The organism is Pseudarthrobacter sp. MDT1-56, assembly GCF_059383555.1.
Genome location: NZ_JBWZCK010000001.1, coordinates 112,443 through 133,521, shown reverse-complemented (window position 1 = coordinate 133,521; position 21,079 = coordinate 112,443). Strand labels below are relative to the sequence as shown.

The 21,079-nt window shown below is 67.7% G+C and carries 18 protein-coding genes and 1 pseudogene; 4 read left to right on the top strand and 15 right to left on the bottom strand.

Annotated features, from left to right (window positions below; all coding sequences use genetic code 11):
* Window positions 1-182: 182 nt before the first annotated feature.
* The 3 genes from AC50YC_RS00630 to AC50YC_RS00620 all read right to left on the bottom strand — a co-directional run bounded on the left by AC50YC_RS00630 (window position 183) and on the right by AC50YC_RS00620 (window position 2,693).
* Complete coding sequence (locus AC50YC_RS00630) at window positions 183-395, bottom strand: helix-turn-helix domain-containing protein (RefSeq protein WP_354173032.1); 213 nt, start codon at window positions 393-395, stop codon at window positions 183-185.
* A 214-nt stretch (window positions 396-609) separates the two neighbouring features.
* Window positions 610-1,722, bottom strand: a complete 1,113-nt coding sequence (locus AC50YC_RS00625; RefSeq protein WP_494951719.1) for a 3-deoxy-7-phosphoheptulonate synthase — start codon at window positions 1,720-1,722, stop codon at window positions 610-612.
* A 281-nt stretch (window positions 1,723-2,003) separates the two neighbouring features.
* Window positions 2,004-2,693, bottom strand: coding sequence for a FadR/GntR family transcriptional regulator (locus AC50YC_RS00620; RefSeq protein WP_494951718.1), 690 nt, complete (start codon window positions 2,691-2,693; stop codon window positions 2,004-2,006).
* A gap of 121 nt (window positions 2,694-2,814) precedes the next feature.
* Between AC50YC_RS00620 and AC50YC_RS00615 the strand changes: the two genes are divergently transcribed.
* Window positions 2,815-4,143, top strand: coding sequence for an alpha-hydroxy acid oxidase (locus AC50YC_RS00615; protein ID WP_494951717.1), 1,329 nt, complete (start codon window positions 2,815-2,817; stop codon window positions 4,141-4,143).
* A gap of 82 nt (window positions 4,144-4,225) precedes the next feature.
* Here the strand turns inward: AC50YC_RS00615 and gdhA are convergent, their stop codons facing one another.
* Both gdhA and AC50YC_RS00605 read right to left on the bottom strand, forming a co-directional pair.
* Entirely contained in the window at window positions 4,226-5,563 is a 1,338-nt protein-coding gene (gdhA, locus tag AC50YC_RS00610) for an NADP-specific glutamate dehydrogenase (RefSeq protein ID WP_494951716.1), read from the bottom strand.
* Window positions 5,564-5,710: 147 nt separating this feature from the next.
* A complete protein-coding gene (locus AC50YC_RS00605; protein ID WP_494951715.1) occupies window positions 5,711-6,310 on the bottom strand; it encodes an ArsR/SmtB family transcription factor in 600 nt (199 codons plus the stop codon).
* A 162-nt stretch (window positions 6,311-6,472) separates the two neighbouring features.
* Between AC50YC_RS00605 and AC50YC_RS00600 the strand changes: the two genes are divergently transcribed.
* Window positions 6,473-6,985 (top strand): hypothetical protein, encoded by a 513-nt coding sequence (locus AC50YC_RS00600; protein ID WP_494951714.1) that lies wholly within the window; start codon window positions 6,473-6,475, stop codon window positions 6,983-6,985.
* Window positions 6,986-7,004: 19 nt separating this feature from the next.
* On the opposite strand, the gene AC50YC_RS00595 is transcribed toward AC50YC_RS00600, so the two are convergent.
* Window positions 7,005-8,228 carry an acetoin utilization protein AcuC gene (locus AC50YC_RS00595; protein ID WP_494951713.1) on the bottom strand — a complete coding sequence of 408 codons (1,224 nt, stop codon included), beginning with the start codon at window positions 8,226-8,228 and terminating at the stop codon, window positions 7,005-7,007.
* A 103-nt stretch (window positions 8,229-8,331) separates the two neighbouring features.
* On the opposite strand from AC50YC_RS00595, the gene AC50YC_RS00590 reads away from it, so the two are divergent.
* Together AC50YC_RS00590 and AC50YC_RS00585 are read left to right on the top strand one after the other, a co-directional pair.
* Window positions 8,332-9,762: a TrkH family potassium uptake protein gene (locus AC50YC_RS00590; RefSeq protein WP_494951712.1), complete on the top strand. Its 1,431-nt coding sequence runs from the start codon at window positions 8,332-8,334 to the stop codon at window positions 9,760-9,762.
* A 40-nt stretch (window positions 9,763-9,802) separates the two neighbouring features.
* The gene (locus AC50YC_RS00585; protein ID WP_494952159.1) at window positions 9,803-10,441 is read left to right on the top strand and encodes a potassium channel family protein; all 639 of its coding nucleotides are present in this window, start codon (window positions 9,803-9,805) and stop codon (window positions 10,439-10,441) included.
* Window positions 10,442-10,507: 66 nt separating this feature from the next.
* Here AC50YC_RS00585 and AC50YC_RS00580 read toward each other — a convergent pair whose 3' ends face one another.
* The 9 genes and pseudogenes from AC50YC_RS00580 to AC50YC_RS00540 form a co-directional block, all read right to left on the bottom strand.
* Window positions 10,508-12,058 carry an FAD-dependent oxidoreductase gene (locus tag AC50YC_RS00580; RefSeq protein WP_494951711.1) on the bottom strand — a complete coding sequence of 517 codons (1,551 nt, stop codon included), beginning with the start codon at window positions 12,056-12,058 and terminating at the stop codon, window positions 10,508-10,510.
* 80 nt (window positions 12,059-12,138) lie between these two features.
* Entirely contained in the window at window positions 12,139-12,723 is a 585-nt protein-coding gene (locus AC50YC_RS00575; protein WP_494951710.1) for an HhH-GPD-type base excision DNA repair protein, read from the bottom strand.
* A 51-nt stretch (window positions 12,724-12,774) separates the two neighbouring features.
* A complete protein-coding gene (proC, locus tag AC50YC_RS00570) occupies window positions 12,775-13,608 on the bottom strand; it encodes a pyrroline-5-carboxylate reductase (RefSeq protein WP_494951709.1) in 834 nt (277 codons plus the stop codon).
* Window positions 13,609-13,865: 257 nt separating this feature from the next.
* Window positions 13,866-15,222 (bottom strand): annotated as a pseudogene (locus tag AC50YC_RS00565) (RNA polymerase sigma factor).
* A gap of 11 nt (window positions 15,223-15,233) precedes the next feature.
* The gene (locus AC50YC_RS00560; RefSeq protein ID WP_494951708.1) at window positions 15,234-15,575 is read right to left on the bottom strand and encodes a YciI family protein; all 342 of its coding nucleotides are present in this window, start codon (window positions 15,573-15,575) and stop codon (window positions 15,234-15,236) included.
* A gap of 117 nt (window positions 15,576-15,692) precedes the next feature.
* Window positions 15,693-16,736 (bottom strand): Ppx/GppA phosphatase family protein, encoded by a 1,044-nt coding sequence (locus AC50YC_RS00555; RefSeq protein WP_494951707.1) that lies wholly within the window; start codon window positions 16,734-16,736, stop codon window positions 15,693-15,695.
* A gap of 64 nt (window positions 16,737-16,800) precedes the next feature.
* Window positions 16,801-17,250, bottom strand: coding sequence for an SseB family protein (locus AC50YC_RS00550; protein WP_494951706.1), 450 nt, complete (start codon window positions 17,248-17,250; stop codon window positions 16,801-16,803).
* Window positions 17,251-17,447: 197 nt separating this feature from the next.
* Window positions 17,448-20,186: a type I DNA topoisomerase gene (gene topA, locus AC50YC_RS00545; protein ID WP_494951705.1), complete on the bottom strand. Its 2,739-nt coding sequence runs from the start codon at window positions 20,184-20,186 to the stop codon at window positions 17,448-17,450.
* Between the two features lie 181 nt (window positions 20,187-20,367).
* Window positions 20,368-21,036 (bottom strand): ArsR/SmtB family transcription factor, encoded by a 669-nt coding sequence (locus AC50YC_RS00540; protein WP_494951704.1) that lies wholly within the window; start codon window positions 21,034-21,036, stop codon window positions 20,368-20,370.
* Window positions 21,037-21,079: the final 43 nt, after the last annotated feature.

Here is a 21,079-nt window from a genome sequence, read left to right as displayed (position 1 = left end):
GATGCAGTACCTGCCTGTTGGAAAGGGTCCGCGGGCTAAGCAGCAGACTGTACAACTGACAGGTTCTTACAATGACGTAAAACGTTCCTTAACAGGGTACCGCCTCTCGGGGGCACACCACGACCGCAGGCACCATTCAGCGCCCACGCATCCTCATTCCGGCCACAGAAGACGCCGGATGCTCAGGCTGTTTCCGTCTTCCCGTCAACCACGGCACCCTTGAGGTACTGCTCGACGGCGGTTTCCGGCACCCGGTAGGAACGCCCGAAACGGACAGCCGGCATCTCGCCGGAATGAACAAGCCGGTACACGGTCATTTTGGACACGCGCATCACCTCCGCAACTTCAGCCACGGTCAAGAAGCGCGCGTTGGAAAAGTTGGCCTCCGAAGACATTTCACTATTCCTTTGCTCAAGCGAACGGCAGCCCCATCTGAATGACATGGCGGTGTGCCGATGCTGAGCCATCAAACAACCATGTGTTAGATACTCTAGGGGCTGATGGTGCCAATGTGAAAGAGCTGCGGGAATCTCCGGGCCCCGGCAAGGAATCCCGGACGCCCCGCCTTTCTGCCGCCCGCCTGCCTGCCCCTTCTGACCGCCGTTCCGCCTAGACTCTGGTCCGGCGGATGCGCGCGGAAGCCGCGAGCTGGGCCAGGACCGAGGCCGTGACATCCCAGTCCATGCAGGCGTCCGTCACACTCTGGCCGTAGACAAGATCGTCCGTTCCGGCGGCGTGCTCGGCGACGTCGAGGTTCTGGGCCCCGCCGACAAGGAAGCTCTCCAGCATGACGCCGGCGATGGCACCCGCCGAGGTACCGCCGCTCTCCAGCTGCGCGCCGATTTCCAGGCCGACCTCGGCCTGCCGGTGGTGGTTCTTGCCGCTGTTGGCGTGGCTCGCGTCAACGATCAGGCGCGGGTTGAGCTGCTTGGACGCCAGCTTGGCGGTGGTGGCCGCCACGTCCGGGGCGGAGTAGTTGGGTCCCTTGCGTCCGCCGCGGAGGATGATGTGCGTGTCCGGGTTGCCGGCGGTGGAGACCAGCGCGGCACGGCCCTCGCCGTCAATTCCGAGGAACGCCTGGGCTGCCCCGGCGGCGCTGCACGCGTCGAGCGCGACCTGCAGGTCGCCGTCGGTCCCGTTCTTGAACCCGACCGGCATGGACAGTCCAGACGCCAGCTGGCGGTGGATCTGGCTTTCGGTGGTGCGGGCACCGATGGCGCCCCAGGAGACGAGGTCCGCCATGTACTGCGGGCTGATGGGTTCCAGGAATTCGGTGCCGGCCGGCAGGCCGAGCGCGGTGACCTGCTGCAGGAAGCTGCGCGCGGCGCGCAGCCCGGCGGCGATATCGTGGCTGCCGTCGAGCCGGGGGTCGTTGATCAGGCCCTTCCAGCCCACCGTGGTGCGGGGCTTTTCGAAGTAGGCCCGCATCACGATCAGCAGGTCTTCCTTGTGCTTCTCAGCCTGGCTGACCAGCCGGCGGGCGTATTCGAGGCCGGCCTTGGGGTCGTGGATGGAGCAGGGGCCCACAATCACAAGCAGGCGGTCATCGACGCCATCCATGATGGCGCGGACCTCGTCCCGGCCCCGCGCCACGACGTCGGCCAGGCGGGTGTCCAGCGGCAGATCCGCGACGATCTCCTGCGGGGTCGGGAGCGGGGTGAATTCGCTGACGCGCAGGTTGGACGTGGACTGCTGGGATTCGGGGGCTGCTTCGATGCTCATGGTGCGGGTCCTGTTCCGGGAGTGCGGAGCGGGCCCTGATCAGAACCCGCCGGGAAATGGCGAAGGGCAGAGAATGATCTCTGCCCTGTTGGCTCTGAAGGAAGGTTGGATGCGTGTCAGCTAGACGCGGGCCCCTCCAGAGCCAACGAAAAATACGCATACCAACGGTTCATCATGATTTGACGATAGCCCGGTGACTGACTTCCCGGCAAAATCCGGGACGTAACATTGCGGCCCGGCCGGGAGACCACCGGGCGGATCAGCCGCCGATCAGCCGCGAATCAGGCCCCGGACCCCAGCCCGGCTTCCGTGTAGTAGCCCTCGATATGGTCCGCCACCAGCTGCGACGCGCGGCTGCCGTCGTGGCTGGCGATGGCCGCCAGGATGCCCCGGTGTTCCGCGCGGAGCCGCGCCGCGGTGGAGGCCCAGTCCGGGAGGTTTCCGGTCAGCCGTCCGGCATAGTCCTGGATGGCTTCGCGGAGGGAACCCATCATGGCACTGACGACGGCGTTACCCGCCGCATCCGCCAGGGCCAGGTGGAAACGGACATCCAGGGCAAGGAACGCCTCCGTGTCGGCACAGCCGTCCATTTGCTCCAGCAGCCGGGCTGCCTCGGCCAGCGCGGGCGAATCCGGGCGCGCCCGGGACGCGGCCCACGATTCCAGCAGCACACGGGTTTCCACGATGTCCTTGACGGGCAGGTGCGAGGTGGCCACGTGCAGCCGAAGCGCTGAGCCCAGCGCCGCCGTCGGGTCGGCGATGACGACGGTCCCCGCATCCGGGCCCGACCCCACCCCGGCCCGGAGCACACCCATGGCCTCGAGGACGCGGATGGCCTCCCGGACGGAGGTGCGGGAAACCTGGAGCTGCTCGGCGAGGGCACGCTCGGCCGGAAGCCGTCCGCCCAGGGCCAGCTGACCGCTGGAAAGCTGGCCCTCAATCCACTGCAGGACAAGCTGGTGGGTACGCATGGGCCCATCCTACTTGATGTGGTTGGACCATAGGCCTAGACTGTGGTTGGACCACACTCGCCCGCGGTGTTATTCGGGGGAGCCCGACATTCAGAAACACGAGACCTGCCCGGAGGCAGCAATGACGCAGACCATCGAGCCCGGCAACCCCGAGGCGCCCACCCAGCCCGAAGACACCGGCGCGGGCACTCACTCCGCCGCAGCCACCCCGGGGATCATTCCGGCGGCCCTCAAACGCCGCGTCCCCAAGTACTCGGACCTCGCCCCGCTGATGCAGTTCAAGAAGCCCGAGTTCAGCCGCGCCGCCAGGCTGCGGCGTGCCAGCACCATCTGGGACCTCCGCGACCAGGCCAAGCGCCGCACGCCGCAGGCCCCGTTCGACTACACCGACGGCGCGGCCGAAGCGGAGATCACCCTGCGCCGGGCCCGCGAGGCATTCCTGGACATCGAGTTCCGGCCCGGCATCCTCCGTAACGTCTCCAAGGTAGACCTGACCACCGACATCCTGGGCAAGACGTCCCGGCTGCCGGTCGGCATCGCACCCACCGGATTCACCCGGATGATGCAGTCCGAGGGTGAATACGCCGGTTCCCAGGCCGCCGCGGCAGCCGGTATCCCGTACACGCTCTCCACCATGGGCACTGCCTCCATCGAGGACGTGGCCGCCGCCGCTCCGGACGGCCGGAACTGGTTCCAGCTCTACCTGTGGACGGACCGCGACCGTTCGCTGGAACTGATCGAGCGTGCCGCCAAGGCCGGCAATGACACCCTGATGGTCACGGTGGACACCGCCGTCGCCGGGGCCCGGCTGCGCGACGTCCGGAACGGCATGACCATCCCGCCGGCGCTGACAATCAAGACCGTGCTGGATGCCTCCTACCGGCCGGCGTGGTGGTTCAACTTCCTCACCCACGAGCCGCTGACTTTCGCCTCGCTGTCCCGTTACACCGGAACCGTCGCGGACCTGATCAACTCGATGTTCGATCCCACCCTGACGTTCGACGACCTCGACTGGCTCCGCGAAACCTGGAAGGGCAAGCTCGTGGTCAAGGGGATCCAGACCATCGAGGACGCCCGCCGGGTGGTGGACCACGGGGCCGACGGCGTCGTGCTCTCCAACCACGGCGGACGCCAGTTGGACCGCGCCCCGATCCCGTTCCACCTGCTGCCCGGCGTCAAGGAGGCCTTCGACAAGGACAACTCCGACGCGGCGATCATCCTGGACACGGGCATCATGAGCGGTGCGGACATCATCGCCGCGCTGGCCCTGGGCGCCGACTTCACGCTGATTGGCCGCGCCTACCTCTACGGGCTGATGGCCGGCGGCCGGGCCGGCGTGGACCGTGCCATCGAGATCCTGGAAAAGGACATGCTCCGCACCATGGCCCTGCTGGGCGTCAGCCGGATCTCGGAGCTGACCCCGGACCACGTGCGGCTGCTCTCCAAGTAGCCTGCGCGGGCAATCCCTGACGACATAACAGTGGCGGCCGTGTTCTTGAAGAACACGGCCGCCACTGTTCAGAAGGCGAGGCCTAGATGAGCCCCTGGGCGAGCATCGCGTCGGCCACCTTCACGAAGCCGCCGATGTTCGCGCCCAGCACGTAGTTCCCGGGGTCACCGTACTCGTCCGCAGTGGCCGCGCAGCGGTCGTGGATTCCGACCATGATCTCGGTCAGCCGTTCCTCGGTGTGCGCGAAGGACCAGGAATCGCGGCTGGCGTTCTGCTGCATTTCCAGCGCGGACGTGGCCACGCCTCCGGCGTTAGCGGCCTTGCCCGGGCCGAACAGGATGCCGGCTTCCTGGAAGACCGCGACGGCTTCACGGGTCGAGGGCATGTTGGCGCCCTCCCCCACCGCGAGCAGCCCGTTCCGGATCAGCCGGGCGGCAGCGTCGCCGTCGAGCTCGTTCTGCGTGGCGCACGGCAGCGCGACGGTAGCGTCGAGGTCCCAGACCGAGCCGCCCTCCACGTAGTCGACAGCGGAACGCCGGGCCTCGTAGTCCTTGAGCCGTCCGCGCTCGACCTCCTTGATCTGGCGCAGCAGCGCGACGTCGATTCCTGCCTCGTCCACGACATAGCCGGAGGAATCCGAGCAGGCCACCACGGTGGCGCCGAGCGCCTGGGCCTTGGCGATCGCATTGATGGCGACGTTGCCGGAGCCCGAGACCACCACGCGCTGGCCATCGAAGGAATGGCCGCGGGTCTTCAGCATCTCCTCGGCGAAGATCACGGTGCCGTAGCCGGTGGCCTCGGGCCGGACCAGCGAACCGCCCCAGGAAATACCCTTGCCGGTGAGGACGCCGGATTCGTACCGGTTGGTGATCCGCTTGTACTGCCCGAAGAGGTAGCCGATTTCGCGGCCGCCGACGCCGATGTCCCCGGCCGGGACGTCCGTGTACTCGCCGATGTGGCGGTACAGCTCGGTCATGAAGGACTGGCAGAAGCGCATGACCTCGGCGTCCGAGCGTCCGCGGGGGTCGAAATCGGAGCCGCCCTTGCCGCCGCCGATGGGCATGCCGGTCAGGGCATTCTTGAAGATCTGTTCGAAGCCGAGGAACTTCACGATGCCCAGGTTCACCGAGGGGTGGAAGCGCAGGCCGCCTTTGAAGGGGCCCAGCGCCGAGTTGAACTCCACCCGGAAGCCGCGGTTGATCTGGAAGCGGCCGGCGTCATCGACCCAGGGGACCCGGAAGATGATCTGCCGTTCGGGCTCGCAGAGCCGCTCGAGGACGGCGCCTTCGAGAAACTCGGGGTGGCGGTCGTGGACCGGGCCGAGGCTTTCGAAGACCTCGGTGACCGCCTGGTGGAATTCCTCTTCGCCGGGATTCCGTGCCAGTACTGTGTCCCGGATGGCTTCAAGCCGTGCGTCCATTCCAACTCCCTAAACCCTGGCGCCCCTCATTGGGCGCAACAAGCAAGCCTTTCCATGGTTGCACCGGGCAGGAGGGGATTTCTATTCGGGCCCCCAGTGCGCCCCGTGTGACAAAAACACGGTGGCGCGGGACACAAACGGGCGGGGCTACTTCTTGCGGCCGAACTTCGGCAGGCTGGCCAGGAGATCGGCGGCCCTGGTGGCGGCCCTGCCGACGGTCCGGCCGATCTGCTGCGGCATTTTGTCTTCTCCTGCCGTGCCGACCGGGATGACGACGGCGGGGCTCAGCGGGCTTCCGGCGGGCCGTCCGGCGAGTGCCGCGGCTGGCTGCGACGCCGGGGCGGCGTGCGCTTCGTGGGCGACTGTGGCCGTGGCGGCCTCGGCGAGGGTGTCCGGGACGGGCTGGACCCGGGGTTCCGCGGTCCGCGCCGCAGATGTGTCCGCTGTCCGCGCCAGCGCTGGCGACGGCACCGGTGCGGCGGCAGCGCCGACGTCGAAGGTCTCCAGCCAGTTGGCGATCCCGGCCAGCGGCTTGGGGTTGAGAGTGTAGTAGCGCTTCTGGCCCTGGGCGCGCATGCTCACCAGGTCCGCTTCGCGGAGCACTTTCAGATGCTTGGAGATGGTGGGCTGGCTGGCCTCGAGCTCCTGGACCAGCTCCCCCACCGCCTTGTCCCCCTTGCGGAGGGATACCAGAATGTCACGCCGGGTTGCCTCAGCAATGACGGCAAATACGTCGTCTGTCACCATGCCCTCCACACTAGCGACATATACGCCGGATGGCATCCACCAATTGCAGGCCGCGGCTGTAGCCGCCGGGCATTGCCCTGTACCGGGCGCGGTGCTAAAACGGACGCACCGCCTTCCCGGCAGGTGAGGCCGCAGCCTACCGACGCAGAGGAGTGGACGATCATGGGGGATTTCTTCCGGAAACAGCTGTTCAACATCATCGCTGCCGTGTTCCTGGCCTTGTTCGTGATCGTCTGGGGCAACGTGCTGCTCCAGATCTGGGTATTCGTCCCGGAAGTTCCGGGCACCCCGCCCAGGCTGAACGGCGCCGTCGTCTGCGCCGCCGGGGTGCTGTCCACTTCGCTGAGTTCGCTGACCGCCTCCGCCCTGGGCTTCACCATTGCCGAGGTCCGCCGGGAGGAGCAAAGCGGCGGCGAGGAGGCCGCCGGTCAGGCCAGGGCCGGCGTTTTCGAGGCCGGCGGGATCACCACGAAGCTGTCCGGCAGGATCATCGCGGCGCTGATGGTGTACCTCGTGGTCGGCCTGCTGGTGCTCGGCGTGTGGCTGGTGAAAGGCACCGCCTCCACCGACCTGGTCGGGGCGTTCTCACTTTCGCTGCTGGGCTGGATCATCGGCGCCGCCGGGGTGGTGTTCCAGACCGAGAAGCCCAGCCCTCAGCCGTCCGCAGCCGGATAGCCGGTGCCGGACCAGCTACCTAGTCGAACCAGGGGTCCAGTCCGTAGAGCGGGAAAACTTCCTTGCGGGTGGCCATGACCGTCCGGTCCACTTCGTCATTGGGATCGAAGCCGACTTCCCAGGAGCGCCACCAGAGATCGACGTCGTCGCCCATCATTTCCGGCGCGTCAACCCCGTATTTGGCCCCGTACTTTTCTTTCACGTAGCTGCGCCAGTCCTCCGGCACGGGGGTGCGCAGCGGGACGGGGCGCCCGGCCGCGATCGCGATCAGGTGGCTCCAGGCCCGCGGCACGACGGTGATGACGTTGTAGCCCCCTCCGCCGGTGGAGATCCAGCGGTTCTCGCAGTAGCGGGCCGCGAGGTTGCCGATCGCGGTGGCGGCCTCCCGCTGGCCGTCGACGCTGATGTTGAGGTGGGTGAGCGGGTCCAGCCGGTGGGAGTCGCAACCGTGCTGGCTCACAATGACCTCGGGCGCAAAGGCGCCCACGAGCTGCGGCACCACGGCGTGGAAGGCGCGGAGCCAGCCGCCGTCCCCGGTACCGGCCGGCAGGGCCACGTTCACTGCGCTGCCCTGCGCGTTGGGGCCGCCGATCTCGTTGGCGTAGCCGGTGCCCGGGAACAAGGTCAGCCCCGTCTCATGCAGGGAGATCGTCAGCACGCGCGGATCGTCCCAGAAAATGCTCTGGGTTCCGTCGCCGTGGTGGGCGTCGATGTCGATGTACACCACGCGCTGCATACCGCCGTCGAGGAGCCGCTGGATGGCGAGGGCCGCGTCGTTGTAGATGCAGAAACCGCTCGCGCGCTCACGGGCCGCGTGGTGCATGCCTCCGCCGAAGTTCACCGCCCGGACGGCGCTGCCGTCCAGGATGGCGGAGGCGGCGAGGAGGGATCCCCCTGCCAGCCGGGCACTGGCCTCGTGCATGCCGGCGAAGGCCGGGTCATCCTCGGTACCAAGGCCGCGTTCCAGGTCCGGGGACCCGGGATCCGCGCTCACGCGCCGCACCGCGGCGACGAAGTCGGGGCTGTGGACGGTGGACAGCTCCGCGTCGCTGGCGACGTCCGGGGCCGCAACCGTGACATGCTCAAGGTCGAGCAGACCGAGGCTTCCGGCCAGCCTGGCCGTGAGTTCCATCCGCTCCGGGGCCATCGGGTGGCTGTGGCCGAAGTTGTAAGCGGTCATGGAAGGGTCCCACACCACCGTCGTTGGCAGTGCGGTCTTGGCGAGCCCCGGCAGGTATGTCATCAATCACAGGCTACCTGAGCGTGGGGCGCCTTTCCCCAGTCATTGCAAGGGGTTTAGTGGTTTACTACTGAAGGAAGCAGTTTCAAGCGAGGAAAAGCCACACATGACGCAGAGCCAGTCGAGGTCCAAGAGCCCGGCCAACTGGCAGCCCGGAACTCCGGAGCGGGAAGGCCTGTGGGTCTTCACCCGCCTCCGCGACTTCATCGACAACATTGCCAACACCACCCCGGCCCGCCTCGCACTCACCGCGTTCGGCATGGTGGTCCTTGTCTTCACTGCTTTGTTGTCCCTTCCGGTTTCCTCCGCGACCGGGGATTTCACCCCGCTGCACCAGGCCATGTTCACTGCCGTGTCCGCCGTCTGCGTGACGGGGCTGACCGTGGTGTCCACGGCGGTGCACTGGTCCTTCTTCGGCCAGCTCGTCATCCTGGTCGGCATCTTCGTGGGCGGCCTCGGCACCCTCACCCTGGCCTCGCTGCTGGCCCTCCTGGTGAGCAAGAAGCTGGGTGTCCGCGGCAAGCTCATCGCCCAGGAGGCCATGAACACCGGCCGCCTCGGAGAAGTGGGTACCCTGCTGCGGATCGTTATCGTGACCTCGGTGGTGATCGAGGCCGCCCTTGCGTTGGCGCTGATCCCCCGCTTCCTGATGCTGGGCGAGAGCTTCGGCCAGTCGGTCTGGCACGGGGTGTTCTACGCGATTTCCTCGTTCAACAACGCCGGGTTCACCCCGCACTCGGACGGCATCGTCCCGTACGAGACCGACCTGTGGATCCTCGTCCCGCTGATGCTCGGAGTCTTCCTCGGCAGCCTGGGCTTTCCTGTGGTGATGGTGCTGCAGCAGAACGGCCTGAACTGGAAGAAATGGAACCTGCACACCAAGCTGACCATCCAGGTCTCGCTGATCCTGCTAGGGGCAGGGACCGTGCTGTGGGGGCTGATGGAATGGGAAAACGTGAGGACCATCGGCGGCATGAACGACGCGGACAAGGTCATTCATTCCCTCTTCGCCTCCGTGATGACGCGTTCCGGAGGGTTCAACCTGGTGGACCAGAACCAGATGGATTCCACCACCATGTTGCTCACCGATGCCCTCATGTTCGCCGGCGGCGGTTCGGCGTCGACCGCCGGCGGCATCAAGGTGACCACCATCGCCGTGATGTTCCTGGCCATCATGGCCGAGGCCCGCGGCGACTCCGACGTGAAGGTGTACGGCCGCACCATCCCGGAGGGCACCATGCGGGTGGCAATCTCGGTCATCGTCGCCGGCGCCACCCTCGTCGCCGTGTCGGCCATGCTGCTGCTTCACATCAGCGGCGCGTCCCTGGACCGGGTGCTCTTCGAAACCATTTCCGCTTTCGCCACGGTGGGTCTCAGCACGAACCTCAGTGCCGAGCTGCCGCCGTCGGGCGTCTACGTCCTCACCGCCCTGATGTTCGCCGGGCGCGTCGGGACCGTCACCCTTGCCGCTGCCCTGGCCCTGCGCCAGCGCAGCCAGCTTTACCACTACCCGGAAGAGAGACCGATCATTGGCTAGTTCCTCAGGCGCCGTCAACCGTCCCGCCCACAATGCGCCCGTGCTGGTGATCGGGCTGGGCCGTTTCGGTGCCTCCACCGCAGAACAGCTGGTCAAGCAGGGCCGCGAGGTGCTGGCGATCGAACGCGACCGTAACCTCGTGCAGAAGTGGTCCGGCACCCTGACCCACGTCGTCGAGGCCGACGCCACCAACATCGATGCGCTCCGCCAGCTTGGCGCGCAGGAGTTCAGCTCCGCCGTCGTAGGAGTGGGCACCTCGATCGAGTCCTCGGTGCTGATCACCGTGAACCTCGTGGACCTCGGCATCGAGCACCTCTGGGTCAAGGCGATCACGCCCTCGCACGGCAAGATCCTGACCCGGATCGGCGCCAACCACGTGATCTACCCGGAGGCCGACGCCGGTGTCCGCGCCGCGCACCTGGTCTCCGGCCGCATGCTGGACTTCATCGAGTTCGACGACGACTTCGCGATCGTGAAAATGTATCCGCCGCGCGAAACCGTGGGCTTCACCCTGGACGAGTCCAAGGTCCGTTCCAAGTACGGGGTCACGATCGTCGGGGTGAAGTCCCCGGGCGAGGACTTCACCTACGCCCGGCCGGAGACCAAGGTTTCCTCACGGGACATGCTCATTGTCTCCGGGCACGTGGACCTGCTGGAGAGGTTCGCCGCGCGGCCGTAGCGGCACCGGATGCCCTCGCCCTTTGCATCACGCCCACACTATTCACAACGTCCGTGGGAACTACACCTAGGCGCCGCCGTGGGGGGAGGCGGTGGCGTCCGGGGCCGGGCTGGCGGCCAGGTTCCTCGTGGCCGGCCCCTGGATAACGGTGCCGTCAGGGTTGAAACGGGAGCCGTGGCAGGGGCAGTCCCACGTGATGTCCGCCGGATTGAACTCCACGGTGCAGCCAAGGTGCGTGCAGATGGCTGAGACCGCCTGGACGTCCCCCGCGGAACTGACGTACACGGCAGTTTGCGCCCCATTGACGTCCACAACCCTCCCCTCTCCCGGCGCTACGTCTTCCGCGGCCACGCCCCCCGGAGCCGCAGCGGGTGCAGCGGCACCGTCGTCACCCGGCACCCCCTCCGGCGGGCGCGCCGCTCCCGCCTGCGTTGCACGGGCGCTTCTGGTGCTGTCGAACACTGCGGCCCACGGGTTTTCGCTGCCGCACAGCTTGTCCCGGAGGATCAAGGCAGCGGCGGTGCCGTTGGTGAGGCCCCATTTTCGCAGGCCGGTGATCACGTGGACATGCGGGGACTCCGGAGCCATGAGGCCTACGTAGGGCAGCCCGTCGGTAGGCATGGCGTCCTGGGTGGACCAGCGGAAGCCGACCTCGCCGGCGCCCAGGCGGTCGCGGACAAATGCCGTGAGCCGCTGGTACCGTGCGGCAGTATCAACGCTTTCGGTGGCCGGGTGTCCTTCGCCGCCGGCCAGCACGTAGCTGGTGTCGTCGACGTCGACGGTCAGGATGGAGCGCATCGGCTCCTCAACGCTGACAAAGGTTGCGTCCAGCGGAGGAACTGCGCTGCGTCCGGCGACGATATACGAGCGGTGCGGGTAGCATCGCTCGGCGAAGAGTCCGTTGTCCCCGATCGGCAGGTTTGTCGCGACAATGATGTTCTTCGCCCGGACTGATCCCTGCTCCGTATCCACCACGGCCGGAGAGCCGTCGCGGAAACCCATGGCGGGCGACTCCTCAAAGACGAAGCTGCCATCCCCGTCCACGGCCCGGGCCAGGCCCTGCACGTACCTGAGCGCATGGATCTGAGCCTGGCCGCCGAAACGGACGGCGCCCATGACGGCGAAGGGCAGCGGTACGTCTCTCGTGAAGGATGCCGGCAGCCCCAGCCGTCCGGCCAGCGCCGCTTCCTCCCGGACCAGCGCAAGCGCAGGCTTGGATTCGGCGTAGGTGTAATTGGCCACCCGCCGGAAGCCGCAGTCGATTCCCTCCGCCGCTACGACGCCCGCGATGTGTTCAATTGCTGCTTCGTTGGCCTGCCCGTAGGTGGCGGCGGTGCCGATCCCGTGGCCGGCCGCGAGTTCGGAGTAGGCAAGCCGGTGCAGGGAGGTGACTTTACCCGTCGTGTTCCCGGTGACGCCGGTGCCCACCCGCGCCGCCTCCAGCACGGCCACCGTCTGGCCCGCCCTTTTCAGGGCCAGTGCGGCAGTCAGTCCTGCGATGCCGCCACCAATCACGGCAACGTCCACGTCCAGGGACGCGTCGAGGGACGCGTAAGTGACGGCTCCGCCGGTGGCAGCCCAGAGGGAAAGGAGTCGTCCTGCCGGCTGTTCCTTCACGGTCCCGACCTCCACGCACTAGGTTCCCTCCGCCGTCGGGCCCGTTCCGTCCGGCGTCGCTGGCTTGAGTTACCGCATTATCAGGACCCGGCGGTCTTCGCAGCCTTCGCGGCGGCCTTGGCCGCCTGCTTGCTGGCCCGCACCTTGCTCAGCGACTCCGGATCCACAATGTCAGCGACGGAAAGGAAGGCGTTCTCCTGACCGTAGTGGCCGGCGGCCTCCCGCCAGCCTTCGGCCTGGAGGCCGCACCGCTTCCCCAGCAGCGCCAGGAAGATCATCGCTTTTTGCTCGCCAAATCCCGGCAATGCCTTGAGCCGGCGCAGCACCTCCTGACCGTCGGGGTCACCCTGCGTCCAGATGGCAGTGGCGTCGCCGTTCCAGTCTTTGACCACCGTGTCAGCCAGGGATTGGACGCGGCCGGCCATGGATCCGGGAAACCGGTGGACGGCCGGGCTCTCCTTGAACACCTCGACGAACTGTTGCGGATCGTGGGCGGCGATCGTGGCCGGATCCATGGAACCGATGCGGGTCCGGATTTTTTCCGGACCGGCAAAGGCCGATTCCATGGTCACCTGTTGGTCAAGCAGCATGCCGGTGAGCAGTGCAAACGCGTCCTCGCTGAGTAGTTTGTCGGCCGCGGGATCCCCTGTGATGTGCAGTTCCATGGGTCCCATCCTGCCACCCGTTCCGGGCCGCGTCATGGGTTGCGCCTGCCGCTAGCCGAGCTGCTTGGTGATCTCCGCTGCCCGGGCGGCGGCGGCACGGGCTCCCTCGGCGATGATCGCCGGCAGGCCGCGCGCATCGAAGGTGGCGATGGCGCGCTCGGTGGTGCCGTTGGGGCTGGTGACGGCCTTGCGGAGCGCCGTCGGATCCGCGCCCGGCTCAGCCAGCATGAACCCTGCCCCGGCGACGGTTTCACGGGCAATCAGCAGCGACAGTTCAGGGTCCAGTCCGAGCTCGACGCCGGCGGCCGCCATCGCTTCGGCCAGATAGAACGCGTACGCCGGGCCGGAGCCGCTGATCGCGGACAGCGCGTCGACCTGATGTTCGGGGACCTCGACGACGGTGCCCGCGGCGGCCAGCAGGTCCTTGGCCAGCTGGAGCTGCGCCGGGGAACAGTGCGTGCCCGGGGACACCGAGATGACGCCACGGCCCAGCTGCGCCGGGGTGTTGGGCATGCTGCGGATCACAGGCTGGCCGGCCGGAAGCGCCGCTTCCAGCTGCTCCAGCGACACCGCAGCGGCGACGCTGATGACGATCGCGTCCGGTGCAAGCGAATCGCCGATCTCCCGGGCCAGGTCCGCGATGCCCACGGGTTTGACGCCCAGGATCACGACGCCGGAGCCGGTGGCCGCCTGTTTGTTGTTCTCCGGCTCTTCCGCGCCGGCGATGGCCGTGATGCCGTGATGCCGTTTGGCCAGTTCGTCGGCGCGTTCGGCGCGGCGGACCGTGGCGACGATGTCCGCCGGATCGGTGCCGCCGGCGATCAAGCCGCCCAAGATGGCCTCGTTCATTGATCCACAGCCCAGGAATGCGATTCGGTTACTCATGCCCCCATCATTGCAGTCCGGCCCGATTCCCAGCCAGCTCCCACCAACAGGTCAGCATCTTCACAAACTCCGGAACTAGCGTGGTGGTTACCTCATTGAGGGTGCGAGTGATGCGGCAGTCATGCGGATGGCTGCCCGGCACCGGTGGTCTGCAGCGGGTTTCCCCCATTTTCCCGCAGCGGACCGCCGGTGCCTTCGCCGTCAAAAGGCAGTTCCACTCAGCGCCCGCCCGCGGAGCCGCCCGGCGTTTCCCCGCCTCAGTGCAGGTCCTGCCCGGCGGCACGCAGTTGGGCCGCCCGCAGGCGGGTTTCGAGGAATCCCCGGTCGGCGGTATTTCCGGCCAGCTGCAGCGCAGCGTCGTATGCTGCGGCGGCCTCACTGCTGCGGCCCAGCCGGACCAGGAAAGCGGCCCGAACGGCGTGGAACGGGTAGTAGCTCTCCAGACCCAGCGCGTCGACGAGCCGCAGCGCAGGTTCCGGGCCTTTTAGCTCAGCCAGGGCGACCGCACGGTTGAGAGCCACGACAGGTACGGGCGCGAGCTCGAGGAGCTGGTCGTACAGCCGGAGGATCTGGTGCCAGTCCGTGGCGGCGGCGGAGGGCGCGTCGCTGTGGACCGCGGCGATGGCGGCCTGCAGCTGGTACGGTCCGGGCCGGTTCCGCCGCAGGCACTCCCGCACCAGCTCCTGGCCCTCCGCGATCAAGGCCCGGTCCCAGTTGCGGCGGTCCTGGTCCGCCAGGAGCACTGGACCGCCGCCGGCTTCCCGCGCGTCGCGCCGTGACTCGGTCAGCAGCATCAGGGCCAGCAGGCCTTTCATCTCGGCCTCGTCCGGCATCAGCGTGGCCAGCAGACGGCCCAGCCGGACCGCTTCCCGGCAGGTCCTCACGGATCGGCGGCCCGCCCGAGCTGGCACTGTAGCCCTCGTTGAAGATGAGGTAGACCACCGCGAGCACCGGTTGCAGGCGTGCCGGTAGTTCCGCCCCGTGCGGCACCCGGTACGGAATCCTGGCGTCCCGGATTTTCGCTTTGGCCCGGACCAGGCGCTGGGCCATGGTGGTTTCCGGCACCAGGAACGCGTGGGCGATTTCCACCGTCGTGAGTCCCCCCAACAGCCGCAGCGTCAGTGCCACCTGGGCGTTGGTGGCGAGGGCCGGGTGGCAGCAGGTGAACATCAGCCGCAGCCTGTCGTCGTCCACCGTGCCCTCCCTGGAGAATTCCGTGATCACGAGCTCCTCGGGCGTCGGCACTGCCGGGGAGCGGGCCGCCAGCAGTTGCGCGGCCCTGAGCTGTTTGTCGCCGCGTCCGGCTTCCCGGCGCAGCCGGTCGGTCGCCCGGTTCCTGGCCGTGGTGATGATCCAGCCCGCCGGGCTCGGCGGGAGGCCTGTGGAAGGCCAGTGCCGGACAGCCAGGGGGAAAGCCTCCTGGACGGCGTCTTCGGCGGCGTCGATGTCCCCGAGTACACGGGTAAGGACGGCGACGGCACGCCCGTAGTCCTTCCGGAAGACGCCGGCGATGTCCGCTTCCGCCGCCGGTGCCCCGGCGGGCTCGGGCGGAGGCGCGGGTCCGGGTGCCCCGGCGGGTCCGGGCGGCGGCGCGGACCCTGTGTCGCGGACCATTCCCGGGGGCCCTAGTGCTGGACGGGTCGCACTTCGATGGGAAGGGTGGTGGCTCGGGCCAGCTTTTCAGCCCAGCCGAGGGCGGCGTCGAGGTCCGCGGCCTCGATGACGGTGAACCCGCCGAGGTGCTCCTTGGCTTCGGCGAAGGGACCGTCAGTGATGAGCACGTCGGTGCCCTGCTGCCGCACGACGGTGGCGGTATCGGCGGGATGCAGCCCGGCCCCGAATACCCAGGCGCCGGCGGCCTTCATCTCGCGGTTCAGGGCCTCGACGTCCCGCATGATCGGCTCGAGGAATTCGGGGGCTGGGGCGGGGCCATCGGGCTGGTAGACGCTGAGCAGGTACTGTGCCATGGTGCTGTCCTCCTTGACGATTCGGCCGGTCCTGTACCGGCCGCTCACCTACTAGACGAATGACCTGCCCCCGGATCGACACGTCCCTGCCTCCAATCCGGCTCTACAGCAGATCGGTCACCGGGCGCCGGCCGACTGGGATTTCGAAGCGTCCGGTGTCTCTGAATCAGGTGACTGCAGCCTGGCGGGGTGGTCGGTCTGGGTCACGTGGGGCGCGGGGTCCAGCGGCCCCTCGAAGATCAGCTGGTCCAGCCGGCGGAGGATCAGGCCTTCGCGGAGTGCCCAGGGGCAGATCTCCATGCTTGGGAACTCGAACATTTCCAGGGCCGCTTCCGCCACCAGGGCCCCTGCCAGGAGCTGGGGGGCGCGGGCTTCTGAGACTCCGGGAAGGTTCAGCCGGTCCTCCACCTCCATGGCCGAGATGCGCTGCGCCCACAGGCCAAGGTCCGTGGCGAACAGCTCCCGCTTGACGTAGGGGCCTGCGCCGCTGGGCGCGGCCCCGGCGATCCGGGCCAGCGAGCGGAAGGTCTTGGAGGTGCCCGCCACGTGGTTCGCTTTGCCGAGCTTGGCGAAGTCGCGGACCACCGGCTTGAGTGTGGTCCGGATATAGCGGCGAAGTTCCTTCACGCTCTTGGCCGAGGGCGGGTCCTCCTGCAGCCAGTCACGGGTGAGCCTGCTCGCCCCGAGCGGAACGGACGTGGCCAGTTCCGGGAGTTCATCCTCCCCGTAGGCCATCTCGAAGGAGCCGCCGCCGATGTCCAGGTTCAGGATGGGTCCGGCACCCCAGCCGTACCAGCGGCGGACCGCGAAGAACGTCATCGACGCTTCCTCGCTGCCGGTCAGCTCCCGCAGCGTCACGGTGGTCTCATGCTTGACCCGGGCCAGCACGGCAGGGCCGTTGGTGGCCTCGCGGATGGCGGAGGTACAGAACGCCAGCAGGTCTTCGGCCTTGTGCTTGGCCGCGAATTCCCACGCTTCCAGGACGAACTCGATCAGCTCATGCTGGCCGGCGTCGTTGATGCTGCCGTCGCTCTCGAGGAACTGCACCAGGGACAGCGGGCGTTTGTGCGAGGCGAACGGCACCGGGCGCGCACCGGGGTGGGCGTCCACGAGCAGGAGGTGGACAGTGTTTGATCCAATATCGAGGACGCCAAGACGCATAGTGTCATTATTGCCCCCGGGAACGCGGCCCGCCTAACGGACCGGCCGCGCCCCGACAGCCGGCTTAGGCCTGGCCGTCCTGGCCGGCGACGTCTTCGGGCTCGTCGGCGGGCTTGAAGTCGCGGCGGATGTTGGCCACGCCTTCCGGATCGATTTCGAAGCCGAAGGCCGCGCCGGGGTTGATGACCATGCCGAGGTCATCGCCGAGGTTGCCCAGGATCGCGGCGCCCTGGGTGCCGAGCACGTTGGGGGCGGCGGCCAGGTACTGCTCGGTGACGCGGCTCGGGTGGGAGAACACGGCCAGGACAGGCTTCCCGGCGGAGTTGGCCAGCACCAGCGGCTCGACCTGGGCATCGGCCCCTTCCAGCGCGTCGGAGCTGACGATGTAGACCTCGTTATTGAGGAAGGCGAGGATGACGTCAACGGGGTTGGCGTCGGGCTCCTCCCCCCGGGCAAGCTGCTCTTCGAGGTCGTTCAGCGGCTGGAGGTCCAAGTGATCGGGCGTTTCAGTCATGTCTCTACTCGATCACGTTGCGCCCGGGTCCGCAATTCCTAACCCTTACCCCGCTGCCCAAACCGGAGTGATCCGGCAGCGTGCGTCCAAGCTGGGCCCCCGCCGCCAGGGTGCCCTGTCCGAGCTTGCGAGGACAGGGGGCGGCGGGGAGGAACGAGCGAGCACGCAGAGGATTGCACCGGTTCGGGCAGCACCTTCTACTTCTTGGCGGCTGCCTTGCGGGCCGGGGCCTTGCGGGCCGTCGTCGTGCGCTTGACCGGGCCCTTGGCGCGCTTCTCCGCCAGGAGTTCGACAGCCTGTTCCCGGGTGAGTTCCTCCAGCGAGGTGGAGCGCGGCACGGTGATGTTGGTGACGCCGTCGGTGATGTACGGGCCGAAGCGGCCTTCCTTCACGACGATGTTCTTCTCCGAGACCGGATCCGGGCCGAACTCGGCGAGCGGCGGGACGGCGGCGCGGGCGCCGCGCTGCTTGGGCTGGGAGTAGATCTCCAGGGCCTGCTCCAGCGTGATCGTGAAGATTTCCTCTTCCGAGCCGATTGACCGGGAGTCCGTGCCCTTCTTCAGGTACGGGCCGAAGCGGCCGTTCTGCACCGTGATCGGGTTGCCTTCGGCGTCCTGTCCGAGCACCCGGGGCAGACTCATCAGCTGCAGGGCCTCGTCCAGGGAGATGGTGTCCACGCTCATCGAGGCGAACAGCGACCCGGTGCGGGGCTTGGCCTTCACCGGCTTCTTCGGCGGCTTGGGCTTGCCGTTCTTGTAGTACTCCACCGGCTGGTTGGCGAGCTGTTCCTCGGTCATCTCCGGGATGACCTCGGTGACGTAGGCGCCGTAGCGGCCGTTCTTGGCGACGACGGTGTGCCCGGTGTGCGGGTCCGCGCCGAGCACCCGCTCCTCGGGGGCCGCGGTTTCCATCAGCTCGACCGCTTTGGCCGCGGTGAGCTCATCCGGGGCCAGGTCCTCGGGGACGTTGGCGCGGGCGGCCTCCACCACTTCGCCGGTCTTCGGATCGACCGTGGGGACGGAGCTTTCCAGGTACGGGCCGAACTTCCCGACCCGCAGCGTGATGCCCTCGGTGATCGGAATGGAGTTGATTTCGCGGGCATCGATCTCGCCGAGGTTGTTGACGATGCTCAGCAGGCCGGGATTGGAATCCTCGCCGAAGTAGAAGTGCTTGAGCCAGGCGGGTCCCTCGGCCTGGCCGTTGGCGATCTTGTCGAGGTCCGCTTCCATGTCCGCCGTGAACTCGTAGTCCACGTAGTCGTGGAAGTGCTGTTCGAGCAGGCGGATCACGGAGAACGCGATCCAGCTCGGCACCAGCGCGGAGCCCTGTTTCCGGACGTAGCCGCGGTCCTGGATGGTGGAGATGGTGGAGGCGTAAGTCGACGGGCGGCCGATGCCCTTCTTTTCCAGCTCGGCGGTCAGCGACGCTTCCGTGTAGCGCGGCGGCGGGGAGGTCTCGTGCCCGACGGCGACAATCTCCGAGGCGGTGAGCGCGTCGTCCTTGGCCACGTTGGGCAGCCGGCGGGCTTCCTCGGACTCGTCGTCGCCGCGGCTTTCGTCCTTGCCTTCTTCGTAGGCGGCAAGGAAGCCGGGGAAGGTGATGACCGTGCCGGAGGCCGAGAACTCGGCGTCGCGGCGTTCGCCCGGGGCACCTACAGTGACCGCGCCGAGGCGGATCGTGGCGGTGGAGCCCTTGGCGTCGGCCATCTGCGAGGCGACGGTGCGCTTCCAGATCAGCTCGTAGAGCCGGAATTCGTCGCCGGAAAGCTGCTTGGCCACCTGGGCCGGGGTGCGGAACGAGTCACCGGCGGGGCGGATGGCCTCGTGGGCCTCCTGCGCATTCGCTGCCTTGCCGCTGTAGACGCGCGGGGATGCGGGGACGTATTCCGGGCCGTAGAGCTCGGAGGCCTGGCGCCGGGCGGCCGTGACGGCCTCGTTGCTCAGCGCGGAGGAGTCCGTACGCATATAGGTGATGTAGCCGTTTTCGTACAGCCGCTGGGCGACCTGCATGGTGCTTTTGGAGGAGAAGCGCAGCTTGCGGCCGGCCTCCTGCTGCAGTGTCGAGGTGGTGAACGGCGCGGCCGGGCGGCGGGTGTACGGCTTGGTGTCGACGGAGCGGACGCGGAAATCGGCGTCCTGCAGGCCGGCGGCGAGGGAGGTGGCGAGGTCCTCATTGAGGTGCACGGCGTTGCGGGAGGTGAGCTCGCCGTTGTCGTTGAAGTCGCGGCCGCTGGCGACCTTGGCGCCGTCGACCATGGCCAGCTTGGCCTTGAACGAGCCGGACCCGGCGCCGAACTGGCCGGTCAGGTCCCAGTAGGAGGCCGCCGTGAAGGCCATCCGCTCACGCTCGCGGTCCACGACCATGCGGGTCACCACGGACTGCACACGGCCGGCGGAGAGGCCGCGGGCCACCTTGCGCCACAGCACGGGGGAGATCTCGTAGCCGTAGAGGCGGTCCAGCACACGGCGGGTTTCCTGCGCGTCCACGAGGTCCTGGTCGACGTCGCGCAGGTTGCCCATGGCGCGCTGGATGGCTTCCTTGGTGATTTCACCGAAGGTCATCCGGTAGACCGGCACCTTGGGCTTGAGCACTTCCAGCAGGTGCCACGCGATGGCTTCGCCCTCGCGGTCCCCATCGGTTGCGAGATAAAGAGCGTCAGCGTCTTTGAGCTGGGCCTTAAGTTCGGCGACCTTTTTCTTCTTGTCCGGGGACACCACGTAGTACGGCTTGAAGTCGTTATCAACGTCGACGGCGAACTTGCCCACCGAGGTCTTCTTCAGCTCCACCGGCAGTTCGGAAGGCTGCGGGAGGTCGCGGATGTGACCAATGGAGGCCTCAACGATGAAGCCCTCGCCGAGGTACTTGGCGATGGTCTTGCTCTTGGCGGGAGACTCCACAATCACGAGTTTCTTACCGGTTTTGGCCTTGCTTGGCACGGTGCTCCTACAGAAAAAGGTTGCTCGGGCAGATGCGCCCATACCCGCCTAGTTCACCATATTTTGCGGATTCCCGCGCATCCAGCCCGAAACGGAGGGCTCCCGGGCATGACTTCCGGACGTTCCGAACCCCCCTGGAGCAAGCCCCCGCCGGGGTCGGCCAAGGCGGCCCCCGGTGCTGTCAGGCGGGGCTGCCGGAGGGGGTCGCGGGAGGCTTTCCGCGGTCGTCCGGGATCATCGACCACAGGGTCGCCATGCGCTCGGCTCCTTCGGGGACCTGGTCCGGATCCTCCAGTTCGTAGTCCCGCAGCAGCTCGAAGAGCCGGTTGTTCAGCTCGGCCCGCTGGCCCGGAGTGAGATAGAGCAGGTTGCTGGCCAGCACCACGGAGGAGGGCCCGTCCACGGCCTCGCCGCGCTGGCGCTGCTCGTCCCGGGTCCTGGCGTAGGCGCTGACGCGCCGTCGGTAAGCATCCAGCTCAAGGTCCAGCACAGCGAATTCGGGGCTCGCCACCCCGCCGCCCGAGTTGATGGTGAAATCGGTGCCCGCGGCTTTCCAGCGGCGCTCCCTGGCATCTCCGGCGGTGGGCGCCGGCACCACGATGCCCCACTTCTGCAGCGCGCGCAGGTGGTAACTCATGGCGCTCGGGGTGAGGCCGGTCTGTGTGGCGAGTTCGGTGGCCGTCCGGCTCACCTGGGTTGAATACAGTTCGGAGATGACTTCCAGCCGGGCGGCATGGGCCAGCGCGCGGATCGCTTTCGGGTCGGTGATCTCCACTTTCTTTTCCGGGCGATGCCGGCGTTTTGTGGCCGGGGGAACCGGTGACTCCGCCATTGGGGTTTCTGCATTCACACCATCAGTCTACCGAGCGCCGCCAAACTATGAAAGAAATGCT

Coding starts and splice junctions, on each gene's coding strand:
- AC50YC_RS00590 (WP_494951712.1), top strand. CDS start 8,332: ATGACGCAGAGCCAGTCGAGGTCCAAGAGCCCGGCCAACTGGCAGCCC.
- AC50YC_RS00555 (WP_494951707.1), bottom strand. CDS start 16,736: ATGCGTCTTGGCGTCCTCGATATTGGATCAAACACTGTCCACCTCCTG.
- AC50YC_RS00550 (WP_494951706.1), bottom strand. CDS start 17,250: ATGACTGAAACGCCCGATCACTTGGACCTCCAGCCGCTGAACGACCTC.
- AC50YC_RS00605 (WP_494951715.1), bottom strand. CDS start 6,310: ATGGTGACAGACGACGTATTTGCCGTCATTGCTGAGGCAACCCGGCGT.
- gdhA (WP_494951716.1), bottom strand. CDS start 5,563: ATGGACGCACGGCTTGAAGCCATCCGGGACACAGTACTGGCACGGAAT.
- AC50YC_RS00625 (WP_494951719.1), bottom strand. CDS start 1,722: ATGAGCATCGAAGCAGCCCCCGAATCCCAGCAGTCCACGTCCAACCTG.
- AC50YC_RS00600 (WP_494951714.1), top strand. CDS start 6,473: ATGGGGGATTTCTTCCGGAAACAGCTGTTCAACATCATCGCTGCCGTG.
- AC50YC_RS00560 (WP_494951708.1), bottom strand. CDS start 15,575: ATGGCACAGTACCTGCTCAGCGTCTACCAGCCCGATGGCCCCGCCCCA.
- AC50YC_RS00615 (WP_494951717.1), top strand. CDS start 2,815: ATGACGCAGACCATCGAGCCCGGCAACCCCGAGGCGCCCACCCAGCCC.
- AC50YC_RS00620 (WP_494951718.1), bottom strand. CDS start 2,693: ATGCGTACCCACCAGCTTGTCCTGCAGTGGATTGAGGGCCAGCTTTCC.
- AC50YC_RS00575 (WP_494951710.1), bottom strand. CDS start 12,723: ATGGAACTGCACATCACAGGGGATCCCGCGGCCGACAAACTACTCAGC.
- AC50YC_RS00630 (WP_354173032.1), bottom strand. CDS start 395: ATGTCTTCGGAGGCCAACTTTTCCAACGCGCGCTTCTTGACCGTGGCT.
- proC (WP_494951709.1), bottom strand. CDS start 13,608: ATGAGTAACCGAATCGCATTCCTGGGCTGTGGATCAATGAACGAGGCC.
- AC50YC_RS00595 (WP_494951713.1), bottom strand. CDS start 8,228: ATGACATACCTGCCGGGGCTCGCCAAGACCGCACTGCCAACGACGGTG.